Annotated in this window: 9 protein-coding genes; 3 read left to right on the top strand and 6 right to left on the bottom strand. The window is 72.2% G+C overall.

Annotation, left to right across the window (positions count from 1 at the left end; genetic code table 11):
• Positions 1-9: 9 nt before the first annotated feature.
• From ACSMXW_RS32470 to ACSMXW_RS32455, 4 genes are all read right to left on the bottom strand, one after another.
• The gene (locus tag ACSMXW_RS32470; protein ID WP_485801615.1) at positions 10-258 is read right to left on the bottom strand and encodes a WhiB family transcriptional regulator; all 249 of its coding nucleotides are present in this window, start codon (positions 256-258) and stop codon (positions 10-12) included.
• 202 nt (positions 259-460) lie between these two features.
• Complete coding sequence (locus ACSMXW_RS32465; protein WP_485801613.1) at positions 461-1240, bottom strand: VOC family protein; 780 nt, start codon at positions 1238-1240, stop codon at positions 461-463.
• A 328-nt stretch (positions 1241-1568) separates the two neighbouring features.
• The gene (locus ACSMXW_RS32460) at positions 1569-2612 is read right to left on the bottom strand and encodes a LacI family DNA-binding transcriptional regulator (protein WP_485801612.1); all 1044 of its coding nucleotides are present in this window, start codon (positions 2610-2612) and stop codon (positions 1569-1571) included.
• A gap of 153 nt (positions 2613-2765) precedes the next feature.
• Positions 2766-3773, bottom strand: coding sequence for a multicopper oxidase domain-containing protein (locus tag ACSMXW_RS32455; protein WP_485808451.1), 1008 nt, complete (start codon positions 3771-3773; stop codon positions 2766-2768).
• Between the two features lie 440 nt (positions 3774-4213).
• Between ACSMXW_RS32455 and ACSMXW_RS32450 the strand changes: the two genes are divergently transcribed.
• Together ACSMXW_RS32450 and ACSMXW_RS32445 are read left to right on the top strand one after the other, a co-directional pair.
• A complete protein-coding gene (locus tag ACSMXW_RS32450; protein ID WP_485801610.1) occupies positions 4214-6667 on the top strand; it encodes a ThuA domain-containing protein in 2454 nt (817 codons plus the stop codon).
• 98 nt (positions 6668-6765) lie between these two features.
• Positions 6766-8925, top strand: a complete 2160-nt coding sequence (locus ACSMXW_RS32445; protein WP_485808450.1) for an OmpL47-type beta-barrel domain-containing protein — start codon at positions 6766-6768, stop codon at positions 8923-8925.
• 253 nt (positions 8926-9178) lie between these two features.
• Here ACSMXW_RS32445 and ligD read toward each other — a convergent pair whose 3' ends face one another.
• Entirely contained in the window at positions 9179-10204 is a 1026-nt protein-coding gene (ligD, locus tag ACSMXW_RS32440) for a non-homologous end-joining DNA ligase (protein ID WP_485801609.1), read from the bottom strand.
• Positions 10205-10304: 100 nt separating this feature from the next.
• Between ligD and ACSMXW_RS32435 the strand changes: the two genes are divergently transcribed.
• Positions 10305-11381: an ATP-dependent DNA ligase gene (locus ACSMXW_RS32435; protein WP_485801608.1), complete on the top strand. Its 1077-nt coding sequence runs from the start codon at positions 10305-10307 to the stop codon at positions 11379-11381.
• Between the two features lie 194 nt (positions 11382-11575).
• Here the strand turns inward: ACSMXW_RS32435 and ACSMXW_RS32430 are convergent, their stop codons facing one another.
• Entirely contained in the window at positions 11576-12034 is a 459-nt protein-coding gene (locus ACSMXW_RS32430; RefSeq protein WP_485801607.1) for a MarR family winged helix-turn-helix transcriptional regulator, read from the bottom strand.
• Positions 12035-12278: the final 244 nt, after the last annotated feature.

The raw sequence follows: 12278 nt of genomic DNA, 5'->3' as shown, positions 1-12278 counted from the left end.
TTGCCGGACTCAGGACGGGGCGTCGCGGCGCAGGTCGAGCCGTTCCTTCTCGGAGAGCCCGCCCCATACGCCGAACCGTTCGTCATGGGTGAGCGCGTACTCCAGGCATGCCTCGCGCATCGGGCACAACTGGCATATCCGTTTGGCCTCGCGCACCGAACTGCCCGGCTCGGGAAAGAAGAAGTCGGTGCCGACCTGTGCGCAGAGCGCCTGCTGCTGCCAGGCGAGATCTGCCCCCGTGGTGCTGTCGATCTGCATGGCTCGGCATCGTGCCGTGCGGAGAAAAACGACGGATCAACGACTCATCAACGCCGACGCCGTGTACGCCCTCCGGCACCGCAAGTGTAGGTCTCACGAGCCGATATGCCACGGCGCCGCGCCCGGCGCGCCGCGACCTCGTGGCGGCCGCCGACGGGGTCACCCGGCTCTGACCACCCGGCCCGCCCGCCCCTCGGTCCGGTCACGCCTCGCTGGGCGTGAGCACCGCGAACCTGGCCCCGTAGGGGTCGGCGAGCTGTGCGATCCGGCCCACGTCCTCGATGTCGACGGCGGTGCCGAGGGCCCTGCCGCCCAGCTCCTGCACCTTGCCGCGGGCCGCGTCGGCGTCCGGGACCGCGAAGTAGGGCAGCCAGTAGGGCGTGGAGGCGCGCGGGTCGGCGGAGAGCGGCACCACGCCGCCGAAGCCCGAGTCCTCCCCGCCGCCGGCCGGGGAGACGATGGTGTACGTGCCGCCACTGAACGACACCTGCTCGGTGGTCCAGCCGAGCACGGAGCCGAAGAATCCGGTGGCCGCGTCGACGTCCGGGGTGTACAGCTCGGTCCAGCAGAGCGCGCCCTTCTCGTTCACGAGGTCCAGGCCCTTGTTGGCGGCGGGCTGCCACACCCCGAAAGGGGTGCCCGCGGGGTCGGCGAGGACCGCCATCCGGCCCTGGTCCATGACGTCCATGGGCTTGAAGCGCACGGACCCGCCCGAGTCCTCGGCCGCCTGGGCGGTGCTGTCCGCGTCCGAGCTCTGGAAGAAGATGCTCCAGGCGGGCGGGCCCTGGTCGGGGTCGACGGTCATGCCGCCCGCGACGACCTTGTCGTTCAGCCGGAACATGCCGTACCCGCCGGCGTCGGGGCCCGCGAGGCGGTAGTCCCAGCCGAAGAGGTCCCGGTAGAAGACCTGGGCGCCGCTCATGTCCGGGGTCGCGAGGTCGAGCCAGTTCGGGGCGCCGTCGACGAATCGGGTGGTGAGCATGGTGCACTCCTTGGGGTTCCCGAGGTGCTCTCCCCTGAGTCTCGCACCGCGCACGACGGCGCGCCTCATGTGGACCGCGCCCCCCTTCCCTGGCGCGCCCCGAAGGGGCGCGGGGAACCGCGCGAGCAGCCCACCCCCGGCCCGGTGGCCCGGCCACGACGGAAACTGCCCCCTTGGGACGTCCCCCGCTGCCCGAAGGGCGTGGGAGGTGCCCCGGGCCTCGCCCTCTCGTCGTGGCCGGTCGCTCCCCCACAGGCTTGCCGGCGTGGGAGGTATCCCCGTCCCCCGCCCCTTCGGGACGGGGGGCGCCCCGACGAGGGGCCGGGTGTCACGCCGACGCTCGGCGGACCAGGGTCGTCTGGGTGACGACGGGGGCCGGCTCACCGCCCGTGGCGGGGCCGGGGACCCGGCCCTGGCCCCGGAGCAGCAGGCGCGCCATCAGGCGCCCCATCTCCTCGATGTCCTGACGGACGGTGGTCAGCGGCGGATCGGTCTGCTCGGCGACGTGCAGCATGTCGTCGAAGCCGACCACGGCGACGTCCTCGGGCACCCGCAGCCCGTGCTCGCGCAGCACCCGGAGGGCACCGGCGGCGGACAGGTCGTTGGCTGCGAAGACGCCGTCCAGGCCGGGGCAGCGGTCGAGCAGGGCGCGCATGGCCCGCTCACCGCCCGCCGCGGTGAAGTCGCTCTCCTCGACGAGCCCCGGGTCGGCGTCCCCGAGGGCCTCGCGGTAGCCGTCCAGGCGGTCGACGGCGGAGGTCTGGTCCAGCGGCCCGGTGATGTGCGCGATCCGGGTGCGGCCGAGCCCGACCAGGTACCGTACGGCGTCCCGGGCGCCGCCGCGGTTGTCGCAGTCGACGTACGGGATGTCTCCCCGGCCGTCGTCCGACCAGTAGGGCCGGCCGCCGAAGACGGTGGGCACCCCGGTGCCGCGCACGATGCCGGGCAGCGGGTCGTCCAGGTGCAGTGAGAAGGCGAGGGCGCCGTCGACGTGGCCGCCGGACAGGTAGCGCCCCACGCGTGCGTAGTCGTCGGGGCCCTCGGTGAGCAGCAGCACGAGCTGGGAGTCGTGGGCGGTGAGCTCCTTGCTGATGCCGCGCAGCTGGAGCCCGAAGAACGGGTCGGCGAAGATCCGGGTCTCCGGCTCCGCGACGACCACCGCGATGGCGTCGTTGCGGCGGGTGACCAGGCTGCGCGCGGCCTGGTTGGGTACGTAGCCCAGCTCCTCGACGGCGCGCCGGACCCGTTCCGCCAGCGACTTGCGGACGCCCGTGCTGCCGTTGACGACGCGGGACACCGTGGCCCGGGACACCCCGGCCCGTGCGGCCACGGCCTCCAGTGTGGGACGCGGGCCGGTCGTCGGATCGCTCACCTTCGGGCTCCCGGGACTGTGGTGGAACGAATGGTCTCGACCACCCTAGCCGCGGTCCCGGCCCGCGAGAGAGCGCTCCCTGTGGACGCCTTGTGTGTCATCCGCACGGGTGACATGGAGCGCACGGCCCGCACGGCGCACGTGCGGGCGCGGTCAGTGCTGGTGCGTCATGCCGTCCACGGGCGGCGCCGCCCCCGCTCCGGAGTGCTCGTGCTCCTCATAGCCGGGGATGGTGCCGTCGGCCTTCCTGACCAGGAAGTTGCCCACCATGCCCAGGTCGGAGTGGCTCTGCACGTGGCAGTGGTACATCCAGGCGCCCGCGCCGACGCCCTCGCCCGCGACGACCTGGAAGCCGAAGGAGTCGCCGGGCCCCACGATCTTGTTGTCGACGACCTGGCTGGGGTCGTCCGGGCCGGTGAGCAGGCCGGTGCGGTTGTCGGCCCAGCGGTGCCCGTGCAGGTGGAAGGTGTGGTAGTACTCGCCGTGCGTGATCGAGACGAACTCGACCCGCTCGCCGACGGTGGCCTCCAGATCGGGACCCGGGGCCAGGTTGTTGATCGTCATGTCGTTGAAGACGATCGTGTAGGTCTTGTCCGGCAGGACGTCGCCCTTCCTGCGGACGATCACCGGGCCGTACAGCCCGGCCCGTATGCCGGCGGTGCCGTGCTCGGTGCCGACGACGTGATCGTGGTAGTGCCAGTAGCCCGCGGTGCCGGCGCGCCAGGTGCCGTCCTCACGGCGGCCGGGGGCGTGGGTGCGCCAGGTGTAGGTGCGGGTGCCGCCGGGCTCGACCTCACTGTGCGTCATCGCCGTGCCGTCGCTGCTGATCTCGTAGTCCATGCCGTGCACATGCAGGCTGGCCGCCACGTCCATGGTGTTCTCGAACTCGATGTGCAGGGTGTCGCCCTCGTTGAGCTCGATCAGCGGGCCCGGCACGGTGGCCTTGCCCTTCTCCAGGCCGTAGCCCATCCGGCCGTCCGCCAGCTTCTCCGCGTACATCCTGATGTGCCGCACCTCGCCGCCCGCGGGGGCCGTCGCGGCGGGCCGGGTGACGGGGGCCGCGGCGGCGGGGCGCGCGGCCGCGGTGGCGGAGACCGCGCCCAGCGAGGCCGCGGCGGCGCCGCCGGCGAGGAGGCGGCTGGTGAAGGCCCGTCTGCCCAGCGCCCGGGGCCGCCCGCCGCGCCGGTCGGCCGCGCCGCCGCGGACCGCGCCCGGTGTGCCGTCGCGGGTGGCGTCATGCGCCGTGCCGTCGCGGGTGCCGTCGTCCGCCGTGCCCGGCGCCCTGTCCGATGCCGTGCCGTGTGCCTCGCCCGTCGCGTCGTTCATCGCCGAACTCCCCTTCCTGGTACGGAGACTCACGGGGCGCACGAGGACCCCGGGACGGCTTCACGGTAACCGCGGGATCTTCGTTTATCCACACTCAGGACAAAGTTTGTTCTATTGCGGTGATACCTATTGGCGAACCATGAAAAGAGGTCTAGCTTCATCGGCGCTGTTGCTATGACCGATGAGGGGTGGGTGACGACATGCGGTTCATACCGCATCAAAAGCCCTCAGCCGCACCAGGGTTGAGCAGAGCAAGACGCAGAAGACCGGGGCACATGGGACGCATGTGGGCCGCGGCAGCGGCCGCCGGGGCGCTGGCGGCGGGTGTGCTGTCGGGGCCGGCCGCCGCCGCACGGACGGACCCGGCCGAGGTGGCGGCCGAGATGGACCTTCCGTCGCCGCCCGGCGGCGCCAACGTCAAGGTGCTGGTGTTCTACGGCTCGGCCGCCGAGGGCGGCGAGTCCCCGGTGGTGGACGCCGGCATCGCGGCCATCGAGAGGATCGGCCAGACGGGACCGGCCGGCCAGCAGTTCAAGGTGCAGGCCACCGACGACCCGGCCGTCTTCACCAACGGCAGGAAGATGGGCTCGTACAACGCCGTCGTCTTCCTCACCGGCGGCGGCGATGTGCTCGACCCCGAGCAGGAGGCCGGTCTCGAGGCGTACATGAACGCGGGTGGCGGGTTCGTCGGCATCCATGACGCGGCCCGTGCCGAACCGTACTCCGACTGGTTCACCGGCCTGATCGGAGCCCGGCCCGCCGCCGGCTCGCCCACCGGGGTGCAGAAGGCCACGGTCGAGGTGGGTGACCGGGTGAACCCGGCCACCAAGGACCTCCCGATGGAGTGGAAGCGCCCGGACCAGTGGTTCGACTGGCAGCAGAACCCGTCCGGCGCGGTGCACACCGTGGCGCGGGTGCGCGAGTCCACGTACCGGCCGGGCAGCGCGGCGAACGGCTGGGACCACCCGGTCTCCTGGTGCCGTGACTACGCCGGCGGCCGCTCCTTCTACACCGCGATGGGCGGCACCGCCTCGTCCTTCGACGAGGCCGACTTCCGTACCCATCTGCGCGGCGCGCTGCTGTGGACGACGCGGCTCGTGCGCGCGGACTGCAAGGCCACCATCACCTCGAACTACAAGGCCGAGCGGGTCACCAAGCCCAACAAGCCGGGCCTGAACGACCAGATCGGCGAGCCGCACGGCATGACCATCGCCCCGGACGGGCGGGTGTTCTACATCGGCCGCGGCGGCGCGGACGCCTCCCAGCCGGTGATCACCGACTGGAACGACCCGAACGTCGGCCGCGGCAAGGGACAGATCCACGTCTACGACCCGAAGACCGGCAAGGTCACCCTGGCCGCGGAGCTGGACGTCTTCGGCAACAAGGGCGGCGGCGACGAGCTGACCAAGATCGAGGACGGTCTGCTGGGCATCGAGCTCGACCCGGAGTTCGAGGAGAACGGCTGGGTCTACGTGTACTACGCGCCGTTCTCGGGGCTGAACCGCGAGACGCAGATGGACACCCGGCAGGTCTCCCGCTTCACGCTGGACAAGGCCACCGACAAGATCGACCTGAGCAGCGAGAAGGTGCTGCTGAGCTGGCCCGCCCAGGCGCACAGCTGCTGTCACTCGGGCGGCGGGATGACCTGGGACTCCAAGGGCAACCTCTACGTCGCCGTCGGGGACAACAACTCGTCGGGGTTCAGCGACGGCTACTCCGGCAACAACCCGGAGCCCAACTACAAGGGCGTCTCGTTCGCCGACGCGCGCCGCACCGCCGGCAACACCAACAACCTCAACGGCAAGATCCTCCGCATCCACCCGGAGCCGGACGGCACGTACACCATCCCGGACGGCAACCTGTTCACCGGCAAGGAGACCGACGAGGGCGGCGGCAAGACCCGGGGCGAGATCTACGTCATGGGGGTGCGCAACCCCGCCCGGATCTACGTCGACAAGAAGACGGACATCCTCTACGCGGGCTGGGTCGGCCCGGACGCCAATGCCCCGTCGACCACCTGGGGCCCGGCCAAGTACGACCAGTTCGCCGTGATCACGAAGGCGAGCAACCGCGGCTGGCCGTACTGCATGGGCAACAAGCAGCCCTACCGCGACCGCAACCTGCCCGACCCGAGCAAGCCGCTGGGCTGGTACGACTGCGACCACCTGAAGAACGAGTCGCCGAACAACGACGGCCTGGTCAACCTGCCGCCGATGACCCCCAACAACATCTGGTACTCGCCGCAGGGCGGCGCCCCCGACTACCCGCGGGACGCGAGCGGCATCCCGTCGTACAAGCCGGAGGAGGCCACCTACCTGCTGCCGTGGCTCAAGGGCGGCGGCCAGGCCACCATGGACGGCCCCGTCTACCGCTACGACGCGGGGACCGCGGGCGCGAACGCCTGGCCCGCGTACTGGGACGGCAAGTGGTTCGTGGGTGACTTCTACGACCAGTCCCAGCCACGCAACGCGGTGCTCATGGACCCGAAGACCATGGGCGAGGGCGGGCTGCCCGTCCACTCCGAGTCCCTGAAGAAGATCATCCCGACCGGCAACGACGGTATCGCGAACCTGATGGACTGGGAGTTCGCACCGGACGGCTCGCTCTATGTGCTCGACTACGGCCGCGGCTTCTTCACCTCGGACGAGCACTCGGCGCTGTGGCACGTGACCTACACCGGCGGCGCCGCCACCCCGGCCCCGAAGGACCTGGCAAGGAAGGCGCAGTGATGACAGGCACCGTACGGAAGGACAGACCCGTGGCGCCACCCGCGGCGCGCGGCCCGCGCCGCCGGCACCCGTGGCTGACGCTGCTGGCGTGCCTCGCGATGGTGCTCGGGCTCGGCTCGACGGCCGCCTACGGGCGCACCGCCGAGCCGGCCGGCGCGGGCGCCGCCGCGGCCCAGACCCTCACCTGGACCGCGAACGACGACATCACCAAGTACGTCTCGGCGCCGGCGACCGCGGTGGCCGGCCCGGCGACGATCGTCTTCGAGAACAGCGCGGCCACCGGCAACACCACCGGCATGCCGCACACCCTCACCTTCGACGTCTCCAACCCCCAGTACAACAACGACGTCCACGTCAACATCATGGCCAGCCCCACCGACGCGGAGGGTGGCAGGCACACCCAGGAGGTGGTGCTGACCCCGGGCACGTACCACTACTTCTGCTCGATGCCCGGGCACACCACGATGTCCGGCACCCTCGTCGTCACCGACGGCGGTGGCGGTGAGGACACCACGGCGCCGGAGACGGCCGCGAAGGTGGACGGACAGCAGAACGAGGACGGGGAGTACGTGGGCTCCGCGACCGTGACGGTCGACGCCGGCGACGCGGGCTCCGGCGTGGACACCGTCGAGTACGCCCTGGAGGCGGACGGCGCCTGGCAGCCGTACACCACGGCGCTGGTGGTCGACCAGCCCGGGAAGCACACCGTGCGCTACCGGGCCACCGACAAGGCCGGCAACGTGTCGGCGGAGAAGTCCGTCGAGTTCACCGTGGCCCCGCCCCCGGCGGACGACACCACACCACCGGACACCTCGGCCACCGTCACCGGTGAGCAGGACGCGAACGGCGGCTACGTCGGCATGGCCACGGTGACCGTGACGGCGTCCGACACGGGCTCCGGCGTCGACGGCATCGAGTACGCGATCGGTGCGGACGGCGCCTGGCAGCCGTACACCGCACCGGTGATGGTGCACGACCCCGGCGACCACCAGGTCCGCTACCGGGCCACCGACAAGGCGGGCAACGCCTCCGCCGAGAAGTCCGCCGAGTTCACGGTGGTGGCACCGCCCACGGACGACACCACACCGCCCGAGGTGACCGCGGAGGTCGACGGCGAGAAGAACTCCGACGGGGCCTACCTCGACACCGCGAAGGTGACGGTGACCGCCACCGACGACGGCTCGGGCGTGGCCACCGTCGAGTACTCGCTCGACGGCGGCCCCTACCTCGCCTACACGGACCCGGTGGTCGTCGACCGTACCGGCGCGCACAGCGTCGCGTACCGGGCCACCGACAAGGCGGGCAACACCAGCGAGGCGAAGACGGCGTCCTTCACCGTCGCACCCGGCGGCGGGGTGCCCGCGCCACCGTGCCCCGAGTACGACGAACGGGAGACGGTGTTCGTCGGCACCGTCGACACCGGCATCCCGAACCGGGTCACCGACAACCGGTGCCGGATCAACGAACTCATCGAGGACGAGAAGGAGTGGACGTCCCAGGCCCTGTTCCTGAAGCACGTCAAGACGGTCACCGACCGGCTGCTGAAGGACGGTGTGATCGACCAGCGCGAGTACCGGCTGATCAACAGGGCGGCGAAGCAGTCCGGGATCGGCAGGCCCGGCCAGACCGACGGCTACCGGAAGATCTTCGACGGCACCCAGCAGTCGCTGGACAGGTGGGAGCAGGTCGGCGGCGGCTCGTTCAAGCTGAACGACGACGGCTCGATCACCAGCCAGCAGGCGAACGGTCTGGGCATGCTCTGGTACCCGGCGCGCAAGTACGGCAACTTCTCGCTGAGGCTCCAGTGGCGCGACGACGCCCCGGACACCGGCAACGCCAACGCCGGCGTGTTCGTCCGCTTCCCGCAGGTGCACGACAACCCGCTGGAGACGCGTCCCGAGTGGGTGGCCATCGAGTACGGCCATGAGATCCAGATCCTGGACAGCCCCACGGGCGACATGTACAAGACCGGCTCGGTGTACGGCTTCGACCGGGTCGGCCTCGCCGGGGCCATGGTCACTCCGAAGGGCACCTGGAACGACTACGAGATCCGCGTGATCGACCAGCACTTCCAGGTGTACCGCAACGGCAAGCTGATCAACGAGTTCGACAACGACGGCGGGCAGGTCTTCGAGCCGCCGCGGTCGGACGACCCCGGCACGGACGGACGGCGCTGGGCGGAGGGCTACGTCGGCCTCCAGGTGCACAGCACGGCCGACCGGATCTCCTACCGGGACGTCCGCATCAAGGAGCTGTAGCTCCTCGGCACCTCGCCGGTGGGCCACCGCGCCTCAGGTACCCCCGGGGCTTCTGTCCCGGGGGTACCCCACACGCCCTTGAGGCAGTGGGGGGAGGCTCCGCCGCGGGGGCGCGACCAGCCACGACGCGCCTGCGGCGGGCCACCGGGCCCCGCCCCGTGCGGTCTCTTCCGCCCGGCCACCTGCCGGCGGGGCCGGGCGGGCAGTTCCCCGCGCCCCTACGGGCGCGGCCGCACGGCCGGTGGCCGGAAGCTCACTCGCGGCGGCGGGCCCTGCTCGGCTGGACCCGCTTGGGCTCACCGGCCACCTTGGGGTGCTCGGGCGGGTACGGCAGGTCCCCGAGCCCGTGATCCCGCTCGTCGCGGCGGGCCAGCTCCAGCAGCCCGTCGAGCACGTACCGCCGGTCGTCCATGTCCGCGTGCACATCGCCGAGCGCGGCATAGCGGTCCCGCATGGTCGCCAGGTCGAAGTCCTCCGGCTCCACGGAGTCCAGCTCGTCCCAGCGCAGCGGCGCGGAGACGGTGGCGCGCGGGCGCGGCCGCACCGAGTAGGCGGAGGCGATGGTGCGGTCCCGGGCGGTCTGGTTGTAGTCGAGGAAGATGCGCTCGCCGCGCTCCTCCTTCCACCAGGCGGTGGTCACCCGTCCCGGCATCCGCCGCTCCAGCTCCCGCCCGCAGGCGATCGCGGCCCTGCGCACCTGGGTGAAGGTCCAGCGCGGCTCGATCGGCACGAAGACGTGCAGGCCCCGGCCGCCGGAGGTCTTGGGCCAGCCGCGCAGCCCGTGCTCCTGAAGGACCGCACGGAGCTGGTGGGCGGCCCGCACCGCGTCGGCGAAGTCGGTGCCGGGCTGCGGGTCGAGGTCGAGCCGCAGCTCGTCCGGGTGCTCGGTGTCCCGGCGCCGCACCGGCCAGGGGTGGAAGGTGAAGGTGCCGTACTGGGCGGCCCACACCACCGCGGCCACCTCGGTGGGGCACATCTCGTCGGCGTACCGGCCGCTGGGGAAGGTGATGTGGGCGGTGGGGATCCAGTCGGGCCGGTTCTTGGGGGCGCGCTTCTGGAAGAAGGACTCGCCCGTCACGCCCTCGGGGTAGCGCTCCAGGGTGGTGGGCCGTTCGAGCAGGGCCCGGAGGATGCCGTCGCCGACCGCCAGGTAGTACAGGGCGAGGTCCAGCTTGGTGAAGCCGCGCTCCGGGAAGTACACCTTGTCGGGGCTGGACAGCCGTACGGTGCGCCCGCCCGCGTCCAGCTCGACCGCCGCGCCCTTGCCGCTCGCACCCATGCCGCCACGGTAGGCGCCCCGGCCGCCCGGCGCATATCGCCCGCGAAGGGACACCGCCCGCGCGAGCCGATCCGGCCGCGGGGGCGCAGAATCAGCAGGTATGGAGCTGCCGGTGATGCCGCCCGTGAAGCCGATGCTCGCCAAGCTGGTGCCGAGCGTCCCGCCGGACATGCACTACGAGGCGAAGTGGGACGGGTTCCGCACCATCGTCTTCCGCGACGGGCCGGAGATCGAGCTGGGCAGCCGCACCGGCAAGCCGCTCACCCGGTACTTCCCCGAGCTGGTGGACGCGCTGGCCGGGCGGCTGCCCGAGCGGTGCGTGGTGGACGGCGAGATCGTGGTCGCCCGGGAGGGCCATCTCGACTTCGACGCGCTCTCGGAGCGCATCCACCCCGCGGCCTCCCGGGTGCGGATGCTCGCCGAGCGGACCCCCGCGTCCTTCGTGGCGTTCGACCTGCTGGCGCTGGGCGACGAGGCGCTGCTCGACGCCCCGCTCGACGAGCGGCACGACCGGCTGACGCGGTGCCTCGCGGGGGTGACGCCCCCGGTGCACCTGGCGCCCGCCACCAGGGACGTGGCGCTCGCGCTGCGGTGGTTCGAGCAGTACGAGGGCGCGGGCCTGGACGGGATCGTCGCCAAGCCGCCTCACTCGCGCTACCGGCAGGACGAGCGCGTCATGTTCAAGGTCAAGCACGAGCGCACCGCGGACTGCGTGGTGGCGGGCTACCGGCACCACAAGAGCGGCCCGGTGGTGGGCTCGCTGCTGCTGGGGCTGTACGACGACGCGGGGCGCCTCCAGCACGTCGGGGTGGCGGCGGCGTTCTCCATGCGGCGGCGGGCCGAGCTGGTCGAGGAGCTCCAGCCGCTGCTGATGGCGTCGATCGAGGACCACCCCTGGGCGTCCTGGGCGGACGAGGCCGCGCACGAGAGCGCGCGGCTGCCCGGCGCGCCGAGCCGCTGGTCGGGCCGGAAGGACCTGTCCTGGGTGCCGCTGCGCCCGGAGCGGGTCTGTGAGGTGGCGTACGACCACATGGAGAACGGGGTGCGCTTCCGGCACACCGCCCGCTTCCGCCGCTGGCGCCCGGACCGGACGCCGGAGAGCTGCACCTACGCCCAGCTGGAGGAGCCGGTGCGCTACGACCTCGCCGAGATCCTGGGCTCGCCGCCGCGCACCTGAGCCGGCTCGGGCAGCGGCCCATGGGCCTGCCCGGACAGCGGTCCGCCGGGGCCCTGCCGGCCGGCATCGGCTCCTGGACGCGATCCGGCACTCGGCGAGCACGGGCACCCGGGTGGCGGCCTGGCCCGGCGGGTGCCGCCACGGGGCGGTGTGCCCCGGGGAGGTCCGGGGCCGGCGCTGATCCCGGTCGTGCCCTACGGGGCCGGGGCGGCCGCCGGGTTGCGCAAACCCTCCGCCGCGTCCGAGACCCGCCGCAGCAGGTCGAAGAAGACCCCCCGCTCCGCGGCGGAGAGCGGGGCGAGGAACACCTCGTTCATCCGCGCGGTCCGCACCGTCAGCTTGCGGTGCACCCGGGCCCCGTCGTCCGTGAGCCGGAGCAGGAACCGGCGCCCGTCGCCCGGGTCGCGCACCTTGTCGAGCAGGCCGCGCCGGTCGAGCCGGCTGACGACCTCGGCGACGGTGGAGCGGTCGAGCCCCACCCGCTCCCCCACGGTGCGCTGGTCGAGCCCCGGCTCGGCCATCAGCGTGTTGAGCACCGCGAACTGCGGCGAGGTGATCTCCTCGGAGACCATGGCGGTCCACAGCAGGTAGTGCGCCTGCTGGAGGCGCCGGGCCAGGTGCCCGGGGTGGGTCGTCAGGTCCACCGCGGCCATGGGGTCCTCCGCTCGGTCACCGGCGCAGCGGGGCCGCGCGGGCCCGGCTACGGGGAAAGATTTTCGTCTGTGCACTGACCATCATCACCCTCGGCCGCCTCCCTTGTCGACCACCGTGCACATCGGCACCCCCCTTCATTGCACTGAGGAACCCAGGGTATTGACGCCTCGCGGGAGCGGTGGCAGCGTGAGGGGCGGCTCGCTGAAATACTCAGTGCGCTGACTAATTACGGAAGGACGCCGG

It is taken from the genome of Streptomyces sp. DSM 116793, assembly GCF_057320905.1.
This window is presented reverse-complemented; position numbering and strand designations above follow the sequence as displayed.